Source organism: Rhodococcus sp. MEB064, from assembly GCF_000834565.1.
Classification (GTDB): Bacteria; Actinomycetota; Actinomycetes; order Mycobacteriales; family Mycobacteriaceae; genus Rhodococcoides.
Window position 1 is genome coordinate 66,672 of record NZ_JXQS01000016.1, and the last position, 15,684, is coordinate 82,355.

A 15,684-nucleotide genomic window follows, 5' to 3' on the forward strand; every position below is an offset into this window, starting at 1 on the left:
ACGTCGACGAAACGTGTCAAAAAACCCGACCTTTTTTTACACATGAGACACGCCCTGGTCTCGCCTAGTGTGGACGAGTGGGTATCGACCTCAACTCCGATCTCGGCGAAGGCTTCGGCGCCTGGACACTCGGCGACGACGCCGCCATGCTGCGCATCGTCACCAGCGCCAACATCGCGTGCGGGTTCCACGCCGGCGATCCGTCCACGCTGCTGCGAACCTGCTCCGACGCTGTCGCCGCCGACGTGCGTATCGGCGCGCAGGTGGGGTATCACGACCTCGTGGGATTCGGACGGCGCTTCGTCGACGTGACCGCGGAGGATCTCCGCGCCGACGTCATCTACCAGATCGGTGCGCTCGACGGCCTGGCACGCAGCGTCGGCGGGTCCGTGCGCTACGTCAAACCGCATGGCGCGCTGTACAACACGATCGTCCGTCACGAGGTGCAGGCCCGTGCCGTCGTCGACGCCGTACTGGCGTACGACGCCTCGCTCCCCGTGCTCGGATTACCCGGATCGGTGTTCCTCGACATCGCCGCCGACGCCGGCCTGCGCACCGTCACCGAGGCGTTCGCCGACCGCGGCTACACCGCGGAGGGAACGCTGGTATCACGACGGGAAAACGGTGCGGTCCTGTCCGATGTCGACGATGTGGCCCGACGCGTCCTCCGCATGGTCACCGAGGGCGTGATGGCGTCGGTCGACGGGGTGGACTTCCCGGTGTCGGCCGACTCGGTGTGCCTGCACGGCGACACTCCCGCTGCGGTCGACATGGCGCTGGCAGTACGTGACGTGTTGTCGCGCAACGACATCACCCTGATCCCCTTCGTGTCGTGAAGATCTCACCGGCCGGTGATCGCGCCTTGCTGGTCGACCTCGATGACGTCCGCGCCGTCGCCGCTCACCATGCCGGCTGGGCGAGCGGGCACCCCGGTGTCGTCGAACTGATTCCTGCCGCGAGCACCGTGTTGGTGACGATGACCGAGGATGCGGAGCCGTCGCGGGTGGCGTCGTGGCTCCGTGAGACGCCGCCGGCGGAGGTGCTCGGCGGCTCCGGTGACACGATCACGATCGACGTGCGGTACGACGGCCCCGACCTCGACGATGTCTGCGCGACAACGGGACTGGACATCGTCGCCGTGCACACCGGCCAAGTATGGACTGCCGCGTTCTGTGGCTTCTCCCCCGGCTTCGCGTACCTGGTCGGATCCGAGCCACTGTCGATCCCGCGCCGCGCCGATCCGCGCACCTCGGTGCCGGCGGGATCCGTGGCGTTGGCCGGCGAGTACACCGGGGTGTACCCGACGTCGTCGCCCGGCGGATGGCAGATCATCGGCAGCACCGATGCGGCGCTGTGGGACGTGAACCGCGACGACCCCGCGCTGCTCGCGCCCGGCACACGGGTGCAGTTCCGCGCGGTGATGTGATGCTCGAGGTACTGGCAACCGGGCCGCTGACGACCGTGCAGGACCGAGGACGCACCGGGTGGTCCTCGCTCGGTGTCGGCACGTCCGGCGCGGCCGATCGACGCTCGCACGACGCGGCGAATCGGTTGGTGGGGAACATGATCGACGCCGCGACGCTCGAGGTGACGCTCGGTGGACTGGTGCTGCGCGCACGCGTCGAGGTGGTTCTGGCGGTGACGGGGGCTCCGGCCCCGTTCACGGTGGACGGCGCACCGCAGGGGCACGGCGCCGTCGTCGTGGTGCCGTCGGGCGCCGAGATCCGCCTCGACTGGTCGCCGGTGGGACTGCGCTCGTACGTTGCCGTCCGCGGCGGGATAGACGTAACCCCCGTGCTGGGCAGCCGGTCCACGGACTCGCTGTCCGGCATCGGACCCGAGCGAGTGACGGCCGGCGCCGTGCTGCCGGTCGGTCACGACGCCGAGGACTGGCCTCGAGCGGACGTGAATCCGTACCCGTTCGAGCACCGCACCACCCTGCGGGTGATCCCCGGCCCGCGGGCGGACTGGTTCACCGACCACGCTCTCGAATTGCTGACGACCCAGCCGTGGACGGTCGGGACCGACTCCGACCGTGTCGGCATGAGGCTCGAGGGCGCCGAGCCGCTGCCACGGTCGCGGAACGACGAGCTCCCGAGCGAGGGCATGGTGACCGGCGCGCTGCAGGTACCGCCGTCGGGACAGCCCGTGCTGTTCCTCGCCGATCATCCGGTGACCGGTGGTTACCCGGTGATCGCCGTCGTGGCGTCGGCAGATCTCGGATCCGCGGCGCAGTGCGCTCCGGGACGAACGATCCGCTTCAGCGTCTGATCACCGGGCGACGGGAACGGCCACCTCGTTGCGGCGGCGGAACGACACCGTCCAGGGCGGATCGTAGAACCACGACATCGGCTCCCCGGTCGTGTCGATGCCGCGGGACTTCAGGGTGTCCAGCAGCTCCGTGGTGCGTGCCGCCACGGCCTGCGCACCGCGGTCACCGCTGAATCGCAGCACCGCCACCGTCTCGGCCGGCACCTCCACCAGGCGCACCCGATCGTCCTTCGGCGCCGGAAGAGTGTCCATCGTCCATCGCGACGGCATGAAGAAGCGGACCACCCACCCCTCGTCGCTCGCCTCGCGCGACACAGGTGCGGTCATCGCGATGCTCTGTCCGCGCGAGGCCGACTGGGCCACGGGCGCCGTCATCGCGATGCTGTCGGCACCCCGATTTCCTCCGAAGATGTATCCCGCGAGTCGGCGGAAACCCTCGTTGCGCGCACGCTCCTCGTCGGCGTCCACGACGGTTTCCGCGGCGATGCGGGGTTCGTATCGGCGGATCTCGACAGCACCCGTGAGCGTCTCGGTGGTGTGCGGTGGCTCCTCGGTACCCACACGAATCCCCACGGTCCCCAGTGCGGCATCGGCCACCTGCGTCACCGTCGTCCTCAGCCGTTCGATCATGACTCGACGGTACGCGCGGACCGGCCCGACTCCCGGTCGCCGCCCACCCCTAGGGCCCCTGCCGCCACCACGCGACGACGTACAGCACCATTGCCGTCGCCAGGCCCGCCACCACCCACAGGACCACCGTGTAATCCACCCACGACCCGATCGGCGGAGCGCCGGGGAACAGATTCCGGATGGGGAGCACCGCGAACAGCGTCACCGCGAACCACGTCATGATCGGCGGCAGGAACTGTTTGCGGCGGCGCAGAGTCTGGATCGACACGAACAGCGTGCACATCGGAAGCACCACCAGGACAACGCAGATCGCGATGTCGAAGATCGTGGTTCCGACCGTGCGGGACACCCGGATATCGAAGGCCTGCGCCGACGACGCGTCGATATCGACGGCCTCGACACTCCACGATGTGAGGGAGTCCGTCACCACGATTTCCGACGGCACGGCCACCCGTCCGGTGGCTGCGTTCGAGAACACTCGCACCTGGATCGACGACGCGTCGTAGGTGTCGAACGGCCAGTGCCGGATGTCGCCGTCGGCGTACAGGGAGACCGGCAGCGGGCCCACCCTGGTCCCGCTCGGAAAGGTGAGTGTCCCGGCACTCGCCGTCGGGGTGACGTCGACGATCAAGTCGTCGACCAGGTTGCCGTCGTCGTCGGTCAATCCCTCACCCGGATAGACTGACACCCGCGCGTCGAGCGAGAACTTCTCACCGGAGACCGTGTCGACGTCGAGGTAGACGAGGGCCTTACCGGGGGCGGGCTCGCGGAGGTCCGGCGCTCCCGTCGAACTCCCGAGCGCGTAGGTCAGGATCACCGCGACGTAGGCGGCGACCACGACCACTGCCAGGACCACACCGCGCGCTCTGCGACCCACCGTCGTCATGGACAGATGATGACAGGACTCAGGTCTGCGCGTGCGGTTCCAGCACGTCGTACTCCGCGCAGAGGAACGCGCCGTTGCGCGCGAAGTCCACGAGTCGGAGATCGAACCGACGCGGGAACAGCGGCCTGCCCGCACCGAGAGTGACCGGTGCGATCGAGACGACGATCCGGTCCAGGTGGCCGGCCTCGGCGAACTGTGCGGCCAGATCACCGCCACCCACGATCCAGACGTCCTTGCCGCCGGCGGACTCCTCTATCGCCGGCCACAGGTCGGCCGCGTCACCCTGTACGAACCGGACGTCGTGCTCGGAGGCCTCGAAGTCTCGATGGGTCACCACCCAGGCCGGCATGTCGTACGTCCACGCCTCACCGGTCGACGCGTTGTGCTCGAGGATCCACGCGTACGTCGTGGCACCCATGACGATCGCGCCGATGCCGGCGATGAAGTCGTCGTAGTTCATCGGGCCGGCGCTGTCGATGTCCTGGCGGAAGAGCCATTCGAGAGAGTCGTTCTCGTCGGCGAGGTAACCGTCGAGGGTGCTGGCGGTGAAGTAGGTGGTCCTGGTCACGGGGCCATTCTGCACCCGCCCACCGACACCGATCGCGCTGCGGAGTGTGCACACCCTCTCCGGTGAGCGCACACCCCTCACCGCCGACTGCAGAGGGTGTGCGGTTCAGGCAAGGGGTGTGCGCCCCCCATCCGCGTCCGCTGAGTCGGATCAGCCTCGGCGCTGGCGTGCGATCCCTGCGAGTACGACTCCCGCTGCGACGGATGCGTTGAGCGACTCCACCGGCCCGGCCATCGGGATGGACAGGATGCTGTCGCAGTTGTCGCGGACCAGGCGGGACAGACCCTTGCCCTCGGAACCGACGACCACCACGATCGGCCCGGTGCCGTCGAAGTCGTCCAGCGAGGTATCGCCGTCGGCGTCGAGACCGACGACCATGACACCCTTGTCGGCCCAATCCTTCAGCGTGCGAGTCAGATTGGTCGCGCGGGCGACGGGGAGACGCGCTGCCGCGCCGGCGCTGGTGCGCCAGGCGACGGCCGTGACGGACGCACTGCGCCGCTGAGGGATGACCACGCCGTGTCCACCGAACGCTGCGACGGACCGGACGACGGCGCCGAGGTTGCGGGGGTCGGTGATGTTGTCGAGAGCGACCAGCAGAGCCGGCTCCTGACGCTGACGCGCCTGCGAGAGGAGATCGTCGGGGTGCGCGTAGCGGTACGGCGGCACCTGCAGCGCAATGCCCTGGTGCATACCGTTGGCGCTCATCCGGTCCAGGTCGATGCGGGACACCTCGAGGATCGAGATGCCGTTGTCCGCGGCGATCTGCACGCTCTCCTTCAGCCGGTCGTCGGCCTCGGTGCCGGATGCGACGTACAGCGCCGTCGCCGGCACTCCCGCGCGCAGGCATTCGAGCACGGGGTTACGGCCCAGCACGTTCTCGGGACCGTCCTCGGGCTTGCGCACCGGCGGACGACCGCGTCCACCGCCGGCGGACTGACCGCGCCCACCACCGGAGGTCGTGTCGCGAGTCGTGGTGCGTCCACGGCGCGCGGCCTTGGTGCGGTCCGCTGCGGCCGGGGTGGCGCCGCGACCCTCGAGTCCCTTGGAACGCTTGCCGCCGGATCCGACGACCTGACCCTTCTTGGTGCCGGACTTGCGCACTGCGCCACGCCGACTCGAATTGCCTGCCATTACTTCTCCGTGCCTTCCGGCTGTGCGATCGACCATTCCGGGCCGTTCGGGGTGTCGGTGACCTCCACGCCCGCGCGGGCGAGGCGGTCACGAATACGATCGGCCGTCGGCCAGTCCTTGCCGGCCTTCGCCGCGCTGCGCAATTCCAGATCGTCCGCGATCAGCAGGTCCAGTGCCGCGCGTTCCGCCGACGCGTCCGCGGAACCGGCCGCCCAGTGCGGATCGAGAGGATCGACGCCGAGGATCGCGGTCATCGCGCGTATCGACGACGCGGCCTCGACGGCCTTGTCCAGCTCCCCCGCGGCCAGGGCGCTGTTGCCCTCGCGACGGAGACCGTGGATCTCGGCGAGCGCCTTGGGCACCGACAGATCCTCGTCGAGTGCCTCTGCGAACGCCTGGGTCCACGTGCCGACGGGGACCTCGCCTGCTCGCTCGGCAGTCTTGGTCACGAACGACTCGATGCTGCGGTATCCAGCGGCGGCTTCCTGCAGTGCCTCCGCGGAGTACTCGAGCATCGACCGGTAGTGCGCGCTGCCGAGGTAGTAGCGCAGCTCCTGCGGGCGCACCGTCTCGAGCATGGTCGGGATGGACACGACGTTGCCGAGCGACTTCGACATCTTCTCGCCGCTCATCGTGACCCAGCCGTTGTGCAACCAGTACTGGGCGAAACCGTCACCGGCAGCACGTGATTGGGCAAGCTCGTTCTCGTGGTGCGGGAACACCAGGTCGAGTCCGCCGCAGTGGATGTCGAACGCGGAACCCAGGTACGCCTCGGCCATGGCGGAGCACTCGATGTGCCACCCCGGTCGGCCCGGCCCCCACGGCGTCGGCCACGACGGCTCGCCGGGCTTGGCCGTCTTCCACAGCGTGAAGTCGCGCGGATCCCGCTTGCCCGCACCGATGCTCTCGCCTTGATGCACGTCGTCGAGCTTGTGCCCGGACAGTGCTCCGTAGGCGTCGTAGCTGCGGACGTCGAAGTAGACGTCGCCGGCAGCGGCGTAGGCGTGACCCGCGTCGATCAGGCGGCCGATGAGCTCGACCATCTGCGTGATGTGTCCCGTCGCCCGCGGCTCCGCCGACGGAGGAAGGACACCCAGCGCGTCGTAGGCGGCGGTGAAGGAGCGCTCGTACGTCGCCGCCCATTCCCACCACGGCCGGCCGGCGTCGGCTGCCTTGTTCAAGATCTTGTCGTCGATGTCGGTGACGTTGCGGACGAAGGCGACGTCGTATCCCGACGCGGTGAGCCACCGTCGCAGCACGTCGAACGCCACACCACTGCGGACGTGACCGATGTGGGGGTGGCCCTGGACCGTGGCGCCACACAGATACACCGATGCTTGTCCGGGGGCCAGCGGAGTGAACTCACGCACGGCCCTGGTCGCGGTGTCGTAGAAGCGCAGGGTCACGACGGCCGATCCTACCGGGGATTCTGCTGATCGAGCACCACGTGCTGGTCCAGCACCAGGGCCGTCGCGATGGCCGCGACGCCCTCACCGCGCCCTGTCAGTCCCAGGCCGTCGGTCGTGGTGGCGGACACCGACACCGGTCCGCCGAGGATGTTCGACAACAGCGTCTGCGCCTCGAGGCGGCGGGGGCCGATCCGCGGACGGTTGCCGATGACCTGCACGGCAGCGTTGCCGACGCGGAGAGAGTTCTCGGCGAGAAGTTGGCGCACGTGCATCAACATGGTGGCTCCGCTGACGCCGTCCCACTCGGGCCTGCCGGTTCCGAAGACCGATCCCAGATCGCCGATGCCGGCCGCGGACAGCAGCGCATCGCACAACGCGTGCGCGGCGACATCTCCGTCGGAGTGACCGGCGCAGCCGTCGGCGTCCTCGAACAGCAGTCCGGCCATCCAGCAGTCCCGTCCTGCTTCGACGGGGTGGACGTCGGATCCGATGCCGACTCGCATTGCTCGTCCTCTCACGGGCGAGCGATGAGCGCCCGCGCCAGAATCAGGTCCATGGGGGTGGTGATCTTGAAAGCATCGGCGTCGCCACGCACGGTGAGCACGTCGACACCCAGTCGTTCGACCAGCCCGGCATCATCGGTCGCCGATTCGGGGAACTCCGCGTAGGCCCGGCGCAGAGTGGCGCCGTCGAACCCTTGCGGTGTCTGCACCGAGCGCAACGTCGCTCGATCGACGGTCCCGGTGACAACGCCCGCGGAATCGACGGACTTCATGGTGTCGACGACGGGAAGAACCGGGACGACCGCCCGAGCGCCCGACGCGACGGCGTCCACCACCCGGAGGATCAATGACGGTGGCGTGAGGCATCGCGCCGCGTCGTGCACCAGCACGATGTCGGCGTGACCTGCGGCGACCAGTCCGGCGCGCACGGAATCGGTACGTTCGGCGCCGCCGACGACCACGTCGACGTCCACCGCGAAGGAGGCGCAGAGCTCGATCGTGCGCTCGCGCAACACCTCCGGGACGATCACGATCACACGAGAAAGGGCGCCGGAGGTCGTGAGACCGTCCAGCGCCCACTCGAGCAGTGTGCGTCCCGCGAGTTCCACGAACGCCTTCGGCATGTTCTCACCGAGGCGCACGCCCATTCCGGCAGCCGGAACGAGCGCGACGACGTCAGTCACGCGCGGCCGTCAGGAAGCCGCGGCCAGGACCTCGTCGAGCATGTTGTCCGCGCGGACCTCGTCGGTTCCCTCGGCCAGTGCGAGCTCCCCGACCAGTATCTGACGAGCCTTCGCCAGCATGCGCTTCTCGCCCGCGGAGAGTCCGCGGTCCTGCTCACGACGCCAGAGGTCACGAACGACCTCGGCGACCTTGTTCACGTCACCGGATGCGAGCTTCTCCAGATTGGCCTTGTACCGACGCGACCAGTTGGTGGGCTCCTCCGTGTGCGGCGCGCGGAGAACCTGGAACACCTTGTCCAGACCCTCCTGGCCGACGACGTCCCGGACGCCCACGTACTCGGCATTGTCGGCAGGAACTCGAACGGTGAGATCACCCTGCGCAACCTTCAGAACGAGATATTCCTTGGCCTCGCCCTTGATGGTTCGCGTCTCGATAGCTTCGATCAGCGCCGCTCCGTGGTGCGGGTAAACGACGGTGTCTCCGACCTTGAAAATCATGTGTTCGGTGCCCCTTTCGATATGGCCAGTTTAACACGCTCCCCCGGGAGGGTCGCTCCAACGGTGCAGGTCAGGGGCACAGGGCACTTCGGCGCGTACTTGACAGCGGCCGCGATACATGTATCGAGCAGGGGTTTAGGTGCCCCCGGCCGCGACACTCGTCACCCGACCTACGACCCCCGGCATCGAACTACTACGCTGCTGTAGTGGTAGCCGCCCGCCGGCACAACCGACGTGAACGACCAGTGGAGGACGACCCAGTGACCGCAACCAACGCCCCGTTTCGGCCTGCCAGAGTCGCGACGGCGGTCGCTCTCGCCCTCGGCGCAGTGATCGGCCTGTCCGCCTGCAGCGCCGGCAAGGTCTCGCAGACCGCGATGCAGGTCGCCGCTGTCAACGGCAACGGTACGGACCAGGGCACGATCTCCATGCGCAACGTGCACGTCGCCTACCCCAGCTCGGGTGAGTTCTCCCTCGAGCCCGGTGGCCGCGCGGAACTGATCTTCACCGCGATCAACACCAGCGAGACCACGGCGGACCGCCTGACGGGCATCGAGACCGAAGGCGCGTCCGAGGTGACCATCACCGGCGCCACCGGAGGTACCTCCATCGAGATCCCCGCGCAGGCATCGGTCGCCTCCGGTGTCTCCGCCGAGCAGGACCCCACCGCCGAGGAAGGCTCGCAGTCGGTCACCGCCGTGCTCGAGGACCTGTCCGAGAACGTGCGCCCCGGCCTGACGGTGCCGGTCACCTTCACCTTCGCCGAGGCGGGCGACGTCGTCGTCAACGTTCCGGTCGATCCGGGCACCACCCCGCGGATGGAAGGCGAAGCGGAAGGCTGAGTCCGCTCGGGTCGCACGACGCGACCTGTCGGTAGCTCCCTCTAGTCTCTCGAATCGTGGCCAGACCTCGTACGAGTTATCGCTGTTCGGCGTGTAAGCACACCGTCGCCAAGTGGGTGGGCCGTTGCCCCGAGTGCGAGACGTGGGGCTCGATGGACGAGGTCACCCTTCTCGCACCCGTCACCGCCCGCCCCGGTTCGAGCGGTGTCAGGGCCGGCTCCTCGTCGATGGTGCCGACGTCCCCCGCGCTCCCGCTCACGCAGGTCTCCAGCACCGCGTCGGTCGCTCGCCCCACCGGGGTCGACGAGCTCGACCGCGTACTCGGCGGCGGCATCGTTCCCGGTTCGGTCGTCCTGCTGGCCGGTGAACCCGGCGTCGGCAAGTCGACGCTGCTGCTCGAGGTGGTCAAGCAATGGGCCGAGCGCAGTCCGCAGGACATCGCCCTCTATGTCACCGGTGAGGAATCAGCGGGTCAGGTGCGTCTGCGTGCGGACCGTACGGGCGCCGTACACGAACGCGTCTATCTCGCCGCCGAGAACGACCTGGCCACCATCTTCGGCCACGTCGAACAGGTCGCTCCCACCCTCGTCGTGGTCGACTCGGTGCAGACCATGCAGGCGTCCGACGTCGACGGCGTCATCGGCGGTGTCACCCAGGTCCGAGCCATCACGTCCGCGTTGACCTCGCTCGCCAAAGGCAGCGGCACGGCCGTGATCCTCGTCGGGCACGTCACCAAGGACGGCGCAGTCGCCGGTCCGCGCTCGCTCGAACACCTCGTCGACGTGGTCCTGCACTTCGAGGGTGACAAGCACTCGACCCTGCGGATGGTCCGAGGAGTCAAGAACCGGTTCGGCGCCGCCGACGAGGTGGGCTGCTTCGAACTGCGCGAAGGGGGCATCCACGGAGTCAGCGACCCGTCCGGCCTCTTCCTCCATCACCGCGCCGATTCGGTGCCCGGCACCGCTGTCACGGTCACGATGGACGGCAAGCGCGCCTTGCTCGCCGAGGTCCAGGCCCTGGTCGCCCCGTCGCACATGCCGACGCCACGGCGGGCCGTCAGCGGTCTCGACGCGGCTCGGGTGTCGATGATCCTGGCCGTGCTCGAACGACGATGCTCGGTGCAGCTGAGCAGCAAAGAGGTCTACGCCGCCACCATCGGCGGAATGAGAACCACCGAGCCGACGGTCGACCTGGCGCTGGCCCTGGCCGTCGCATCCGCCGCGAAGGACACGGCCCTACCCACCGGCATGGTCGTCCTGGGAGAAGTCGGCCTCGCCGGGGAGGTGCGCCGCGTCGTCGGCGTCGATCGCCGGCTGGCAGAGGCCGCGCGCCTGGGCTTCACATCGGCCATCGTTCCCGCCGACCAGCGCCGCGGCGCCCGCGACGACACGGCCGGTGATCCGCCCGGGATGCGGGTCACGCGGGTCACCGATGTCTTCGGTGCCATGCAGGGCGCATTCGACCGCAGGAGAAAGTCGGCCGACGTGCCGGTACCCTGACTCTGCACGCGTGAAATCCGGAACGACGGCAGGGGGGTTCGACTCGGTGACCGATACCGTTTCCACCCCCGACACGATCCCGCGTTCCGCGGCAGCGGCTCCGCTGACCTCGCTCCGTGACGCCATCGCCGATCTCGCGCCGGGCACCACGTTGCGCGACGGGCTGGAACGGATCCTGCGTGGACGCACCGGTGGACTCATCGTCCTCGGATACGACGAGCACGTGGAAGCAATCTGCGACGGCGGCTTCGTGCTCGACGTCGAGTTCGCACCCACCCGCCTGCGCGAACTGTCGAAGATGGACGGCGCCGTCGTGCTGTCCACCGACGGATCGCGCATCGTGCGAGCCAACGTCCAACTGGTGCCGGACCACACCATCCCCACCGTCGAGTCGGGAACTCGGCACCGCGCAGCCGAACGTACGGCCATCCACACGGGGTACCCGGTGATCTCCGTCAGCCAGTCCATGAGCATTCTCAGCGTCTACGTCGGCGGAACCCGCCACGTGATCGAGGGGTCGGCGACGATCCTCTCGCGCGCCAATCAGGCCGTCGCGACACTGGAGCGGTACAGCGCCCGACTCGACGAGGTCACCCGTCAACTGTCGCTGACGGAGATCGAGGATTCGGTGACGCTGCGCGACGCGCTGACCGTTGCCCAGCGTCTCGAGATGGTGCGCCGGGTGTCGGTGGAGATCGAGCAGAACGTCCTCGAACTCGGTACCGACGGAAGGCAGTTGGCGCTCCAGCTCGAAGAGTTGGTGGGCGACAACGACTCTGCCCGGCAGCTCGTCGTCCGCGACTATCTCGCCGGCAACGAGACACCCACCACCGCTGCCGTCGAACGATCACTCGCGGCGCTCGACCGGCTCACGGACGTCGACCTGCTCGACCTCACCGTCCTCGCGCGCGCCTTCGGCTACCCGGCCACCATCGAAGCCCTCGACGCACCGATGAGCCCCCGCGGCTACCGACTGTTGACGCGGGTTCCTCGGCTGCAGTTCCATCAGGTCCACAAACTGGTCGGGCATTTCGGCACGCTGCAGACACTGCTCGCCGCGACTGCCGCGGACCTGCAGTCGGTCGACGGCATCGGCGGCCTGTGGGCGCGGCACATCCGAGAAGGCCTGTCCCGCATGGCAGAAGCCAGCATCTCCGGCCCGTTCGACTGAGCTGATGCCGGAGACAGGCGTCGGTGACGACGATCCACGCGCTCGGTGGAGAGTGCTGCCTGAGGTCGTGAAGCCGACCGATGACGGAGTGAAGACCGAGACGTCACAAGCCGACTTCGATGAGCCGCCGGTGTTCGACCCGATTCAGGGAACAGTTCGCTACTACGGGTGACCTCGAGCAGTTCTGCGGACGTTGCAGTGCCAGCGCTACCCGGTTACCGCGGGCGTTTCGTGGTCCCGCGACGACTGCAGCACCCGCGGGAAATGGAAACTCCCGCGGGAACGGCATTCGCTGACGTTGGACGGCTTCGCGGATGTTGCAACGTCAGCGGAGACAGCAACGGTCAGCGAATGCGGCGCTGCCCTTTCCCGCGGGCGTTTCGTGGTCCCGCGGCGACTGCAGCACCTGCGGGAAAGGGAAACTCCCGCGGGAACAGAACTCGCTCGCGAATACAGCGACGGTGCTCAGCCTCAGGTGATGTTGAACGTCTCCGGGGAGCTGCGGAGCTGACCCAGCTGACCGACGACGCTGTACCCGCCCGGGCCGACCGGGTTACGCGGTGCGGCGCAACCGGGCTCGGAGGTGGTGGCGGACCACTTGACCGAGAAGGGAGCCTGCTCACCGGGCTGCAGGGTGCGGAGGTCGGGTGTCGTGGTGGGGAAGCAGTCGACGTTGGACCACAGACGCTGACCCTCGAGGGTGTACACCAGCACCTGCTGCAGGCCCGATCCCAGATCGCGCTCGCAGGCGGAGGTGCCGATGTTGGTGACGACGACGGTGAAGGCCGGTTCCTGACCCGCAGGGTAGGTCGGCTGGTCGGGCGAGGCCTTCACGGCAAGTGACTGGTCGGCGCACTGGCCGGGGGCGACCGGAGCAGCAGATGTCGTCGTGGCTGGAGTGGTGGATCCCGACGGTGCTGCCGCACCGCCACCCCCGCCGCCACCCGAGCCGCCGGCCGGAGCCGAACCGCCCGTGGCAGAAGCATCGGGGCGGTACGTGGTGGCTGCGGACGGCGCGAGGGACGCCGATGCTGCGGCGGACTGGGAATCCTGGGATCCCCCGCCGGTCAGAGAGACGATGAGCCACACGACCAGCCCGATGACCACGACTGCGCCACCGATCGCGAGCGCGCGGCGTCGCCAGTAGATCTCGGGAGGCAGGGGTCCGTTCGGCTCGAGCACAGATCAACCGTATGTGCCGACGCGGTGACCGAGCGGCACCTACTACGGCGTGTCGCTCGCCGTCGCCGACGAGGTCAGCAGATCACTCGCGTCGGTCCGGTCGGTCGACCCCATCTCGACGTGTCCGATGTCGCCCAGCGCGCCCTGGAATTCGACCTTGCCGTCGGCCAGTTTGTACGTCAGGCCGACGATGGCGAGCTTGCCCGCGGCGACGCGCTTCTCGAGGATCGACGACCGATCGATCAGCAGCTTCCCGGTCTCGAGGACGTGGCGCGCCTCGACGTCGTCGGCGCGCGTGTACCCCAGGCGATGGGCGTTGAGGACGGACGGCGTGACCCGCTCGACGATGTCGCGGATGAAGCCACCGGGGACGGTGCCCTCGTCCAGCGCGTTGATGGTCGCCTTGACGGCGCCGCAGCTGTCGTGACCGAGAATGACGATCAGGGGCGCGTCGAGGACCTCGGCGCCGAACTCCAGGGAACCGAGGACGGCCGAGTCGACGACCTGGCCGGCTGTACGGACGACGAACATGTCGCCGAGGCCCTGGTCGAAGATGATCTCGGCCGCAACGCGGGAATCGGAGCACCCGAAGACGATCGCGGTGGGGTGTTGGCCGTCGACGAGCGACGCGCGGTGATCCACCCCCTGGCTGGGATGCTCCGGGCGGCCGTCGACGAACCGGCGATTACCCTCGACGAGCGCGTTCCATGCTGAGCGGGGACTCGAGTTAGGCATGTAGTCATTGTTACCGAAACATGAGTCACCCGCCGGTGGCGGCCCCGACTTCCGGGAGGAATCACAGACAGTGGACACCTACGTCTTGGTCGACTGGTTCACGCGCGATGCCCGCGACCTGCCGTGGCGACGCCCGGACGTCAGCGGCTGGCAGATCCTGATGAGCGAGGTCATGCTCCAGCAGACGCCCGTCGTGCGGGTGGCGCCGATCTGGCGCGAGTGGGTGCAGCGGTGGCCGGTGCCGTCGGCGATGGCCGCGTCGTCACGCGCCGACGTCATCCGCGCCTGGGGGAAGTTGGGGTACCCGCGCCGTGCAGCGAGGTTGCACGAGTGCGCGGCCGTCCTCGCCGAACACCACGGTGACGAGACGCCGCGTGACGTCGACACCCTGCTGACCCTTCCCGGCGTCGGCGCCTACACGGCGAGGGCCGTCGCCTGCTTCGCCTACGGCCAACGGGTTCCCGTCGTGGACACCAATGTGCGACGCGTCGTCGCGCGCGCGGTGCACGGCCTCGCGGAACCCGGAAACCCCCGGATCACACAGGATCTCGCGGACGTGGAGGCTCTACTACCGGACGACGTCGCGACGGCGGCGACGCTGAGTGCGGCGCTGATGGAACTGGGCGCGGTCATCTGCACGGCTCGCAAGCCTGCCTGCGCGCTGTGCCCCCTCCCGTCGTGCGCCTGGGTCGATGCCGGTCGTCCGGCGCACGAGGGACCTGCGAAGAAGGTGCAGAAGTTCGCCGGCACCGACCGTCAGGTGCGTGGGAAGTTGATGGACGTACTGCGGTCGACGACGGTCCCCGTGCCGAAGCAGACCCTGGACCTGGTGTGGCTCACCGATCCGGGACAGCGCGAGCGGGCCCTGGCCTCACTGCTCACGGACGGGTTGGTCGAGCAGACGGCCGGTGGCGAGTTCACGCTCGCCGGGGAGGGCTCGTAGGAAGTTCTCCACCGCGAGCCGGTACTCCACGGGACGCTCGTCGTGGATCAGGTGACCGGCGCCGTCGATCAGCTCGTACCTCGAATCTGCTGCCACCACGGCCATCTCCCGCATCTGACCGGTGGGAGTCACCGTGTGCTCGGCCTCCAGCACCAGAGTCGGGGCGCGCACGTCGCGCCACTGCTGCCAGAACTCCCGCCGTCCCCACTCGTCGGAGATCGCCTGGAACGTATCGACGTCGCCGTGCAGCCTCCACCCGTCGTCACCGCGCTCGAACGAGTCCAGGAAGTATTGTCCTGCAACGTCTCCGAAGTAGGCCCGCACGGCATCCTCGTCGGCGAACGGGTGCGGCCACGCCCTGATGACGGCGGCCCACGCGTCGGAGGTGCGCCCGCGGAAGTCGGGCGCCATGTCCTCCACCACGAGTCCGCGCACACGACCGGGCTCGCGGGCCGCGTAGCACCAGGCGTGGAGTGCGCCCATCGAATGACCGACGAGCACCAGCGAGTCGAATCCGGCCAGTGCCGTGGACAACTCGTCGACGAACGCCTCGGTCGACAGGTCCGCCGGAGCCGGGCGACCGTGTCCCGCGGCTCGGACGGTGAACACGCGGCCGTGATCTCGCAGCCACGGAATCTGTCGTCGCCACGTGTCGGGCCCGCCCATGAGCCCGTGCAGAAGTATCACGGGAACACCGGAACCGCCTTCGTCGCGCAGCACGCCGCCACCG

The 15,684-nt window shown here is 68.6% G+C and carries 18 protein-coding genes; 7 read left to right on the forward strand and 11 right to left on the reverse strand.

Annotation, left to right across the window (positions count from 1 at the left end; genetic code table 11):
* The first annotated feature begins 77 nt into the window (after positions 1-77).
* Genes RU01_RS08955 through RU01_RS08965 form a run of 3 tightly spaced genes read left to right on the forward strand, consistent with a single transcriptional unit; the run spans position 78 to position 2,271 of the window.
* Positions 78-836 (forward strand): LamB/YcsF family protein, encoded by a 759-nt coding sequence (locus RU01_RS08955; RefSeq protein WP_042574187.1) that lies wholly within the window; start codon positions 78-80, stop codon positions 834-836.
* Positions 837-838: 2 nt separating this feature from the next.
* On the forward strand, positions 839-1,426 hold the full coding sequence (locus RU01_RS08960) for a 5-oxoprolinase subunit B family protein (RefSeq protein ID WP_442970484.1): 588 nt from the start codon (positions 839-841) through the stop codon (positions 1,424-1,426).
* Complete coding sequence (locus RU01_RS08965) at positions 1,426-2,271, forward strand: biotin-dependent carboxyltransferase family protein (RefSeq protein ID WP_042574189.1); 846 nt, start codon at positions 1,426-1,428, stop codon at positions 2,269-2,271. The genes RU01_RS08960 and RU01_RS08965 overlap by 1 nt, the downstream gene beginning before the upstream one ends.
* Here the strand turns inward: RU01_RS08965 and RU01_RS08970 are convergent, their stop codons facing one another.
* The 8 genes from RU01_RS08970 to RU01_RS09005 all read right to left on the reverse strand — a co-directional run bounded on the left by RU01_RS08970 (position 2,272) and on the right by RU01_RS09005 (position 8,582).
* Positions 2,272-2,901, reverse strand: coding sequence for an SOUL family heme-binding protein (locus RU01_RS08970; RefSeq protein WP_042574190.1), 630 nt, complete (start codon positions 2,899-2,901; stop codon positions 2,272-2,274).
* Positions 2,902-2,950: 49 nt separating this feature from the next.
* Positions 2,951-3,787, reverse strand: a complete 837-nt coding sequence (locus RU01_RS08975) for a DUF4436 family protein (protein WP_042574191.1) — start codon at positions 3,785-3,787, stop codon at positions 2,951-2,953.
* A gap of 19 nt (positions 3,788-3,806) precedes the next feature.
* On the reverse strand, positions 3,807-4,355 hold the full coding sequence (locus RU01_RS08980) for a dihydrofolate reductase family protein (RefSeq protein WP_042574272.1): 549 nt from the start codon (positions 4,353-4,355) through the stop codon (positions 3,807-3,809).
* A gap of 150 nt (positions 4,356-4,505) precedes the next feature.
* A complete protein-coding gene (rlmB, locus tag RU01_RS08985; RefSeq protein ID WP_042574192.1) occupies positions 4,506-5,489 on the reverse strand; it encodes a 23S rRNA (guanosine(2251)-2'-O)-methyltransferase RlmB in 984 nt (327 codons plus the stop codon).
* Positions 5,489-6,895 (reverse strand): cysteine--tRNA ligase, encoded by a 1,407-nt coding sequence (gene cysS, locus RU01_RS08990; protein WP_042574193.1) that lies wholly within the window; start codon positions 6,893-6,895, stop codon positions 5,489-5,491. Before cysS ends, rlmB begins: the two co-directional genes overlap by 1 nt.
* 11 nt (positions 6,896-6,906) lie before the next feature.
* Positions 6,907-7,401 (reverse strand): 2-C-methyl-D-erythritol 2,4-cyclodiphosphate synthase, encoded by a 495-nt coding sequence (gene ispF, locus RU01_RS08995; RefSeq protein ID WP_042574194.1) that lies wholly within the window; start codon positions 7,399-7,401, stop codon positions 6,907-6,909.
* An 11-nt stretch (positions 7,402-7,412) separates the two neighbouring features.
* A complete protein-coding gene (gene ispD / locus RU01_RS09000; RefSeq protein WP_042574273.1) occupies positions 7,413-8,048 on the reverse strand; it encodes a 2-C-methyl-D-erythritol 4-phosphate cytidylyltransferase in 636 nt (211 codons plus the stop codon).
* Positions 8,049-8,093: 45 nt separating this feature from the next.
* A complete protein-coding gene (locus RU01_RS09005; RefSeq protein WP_042574195.1) occupies positions 8,094-8,582 on the reverse strand; it encodes a CarD family transcriptional regulator in 489 nt (162 codons plus the stop codon).
* A gap of 260 nt (positions 8,583-8,842) precedes the next feature.
* Here RU01_RS09005 and RU01_RS09010 point away from each other — a divergent pair, with 260 nt between their 5' ends.
* From RU01_RS09010 to disA, 3 genes are all read left to right on the forward strand, one after another.
* A complete protein-coding gene (locus RU01_RS09010) occupies positions 8,843-9,424 on the forward strand; it encodes a hypothetical protein (protein ID WP_042574274.1) in 582 nt (193 codons plus the stop codon).
* Positions 9,425-9,480: 56 nt separating this feature from the next.
* The gene (radA, locus tag RU01_RS09015; protein WP_042574196.1) at positions 9,481-10,923 is read left to right on the forward strand and encodes a DNA repair protein RadA; all 1,443 of its coding nucleotides are present in this window, start codon (positions 9,481-9,483) and stop codon (positions 10,921-10,923) included.
* Between the two features lie 76 nt (positions 10,924-10,999).
* Positions 11,000-12,094, forward strand: coding sequence for a DNA integrity scanning diadenylate cyclase DisA (disA, locus tag RU01_RS09020; protein WP_042574275.1), 1,095 nt, complete (start codon positions 11,000-11,002; stop codon positions 12,092-12,094).
* Positions 12,095-12,565: 471 nt separating this feature from the next.
* Here disA and RU01_RS09025 read toward each other — a convergent pair whose 3' ends face one another.
* Together RU01_RS09025 and RU01_RS09030 are read right to left on the reverse strand one after the other, a co-directional pair.
* The gene (locus RU01_RS09025; protein ID WP_042574197.1) at positions 12,566-13,276 is read right to left on the reverse strand and encodes a hypothetical protein; all 711 of its coding nucleotides are present in this window, start codon (positions 13,274-13,276) and stop codon (positions 12,566-12,568) included.
* Positions 13,277-13,318: 42 nt separating this feature from the next.
* Positions 13,319-14,011 carry a carbonic anhydrase gene (locus RU01_RS09030; RefSeq protein ID WP_042574198.1) on the reverse strand — a complete coding sequence of 231 codons (693 nt, stop codon included), beginning with the start codon at positions 14,009-14,011 and terminating at the stop codon, positions 13,319-13,321.
* A 70-nt stretch (positions 14,012-14,081) separates the two neighbouring features.
* Here RU01_RS09030 and RU01_RS09035 point away from each other — a divergent pair, with 70 nt between their 5' ends.
* Positions 14,082-14,954, forward strand: a complete 873-nt coding sequence (locus tag RU01_RS09035) for an A/G-specific adenine glycosylase (protein WP_042574199.1) — start codon at positions 14,082-14,084, stop codon at positions 14,952-14,954.
* Here the strand turns inward: RU01_RS09035 and RU01_RS09040 are convergent.
* Entirely contained in the window at positions 14,883-15,674 is a 792-nt protein-coding gene (locus tag RU01_RS09040; RefSeq protein ID WP_042574276.1) for an alpha/beta fold hydrolase, read from the reverse strand. The genes RU01_RS09035 and RU01_RS09040 overlap by 72 nt on opposite strands.
* Between the last annotated feature and the right edge of the window lie 10 nt (positions 15,675-15,684).

Excerpts from the sequence above, each read along its gene's own strand:
- RU01_RS08965 (WP_042574189.1), top strand. The coding sequence starts at position 1,426 with ATGCTCGAGGTACTGGCAACCGGGCCGCTGACGACCGTGCAGGACCGA.
- RU01_RS08970 (WP_042574190.1), bottom strand. The coding sequence starts at position 2,901 with ATGATCGAACGGCTGAGGACGACGGTGACGCAGGTGGCCGATGCCGCA.
- RU01_RS08975 (WP_042574191.1), bottom strand. The coding sequence starts at position 3,787 with ATGACGACGGTGGGTCGCAGAGCGCGCGGTGTGGTCCTGGCAGTGGTC.
- rlmB (WP_042574192.1), bottom strand. The coding sequence starts at position 5,489 with ATGGCAGGCAATTCGAGTCGGCGTGGCGCAGTGCGCAAGTCCGGCACC.
- ispF (WP_042574194.1), bottom strand. The coding sequence starts at position 7,401 with ATGCGAGTCGGCATCGGATCCGACGTCCACCCCGTCGAAGCAGGACGG.
- ispD (WP_042574273.1), bottom strand. The coding sequence starts at position 8,048 with ATGGGCGTGCGCCTCGGTGAGAACATGCCGAAGGCGTTCGTGGAACTC.
- RU01_RS09005 (WP_042574195.1), bottom strand. The coding sequence starts at position 8,582 with ATGATTTTCAAGGTCGGAGACACCGTCGTTTACCCGCACCACGGAGCG.
- RU01_RS09030 (WP_042574198.1), bottom strand. The coding sequence starts at position 14,011 with ATGCCTAACTCGAGTCCCCGCTCAGCATGGAACGCGCTCGTCGAGGGT.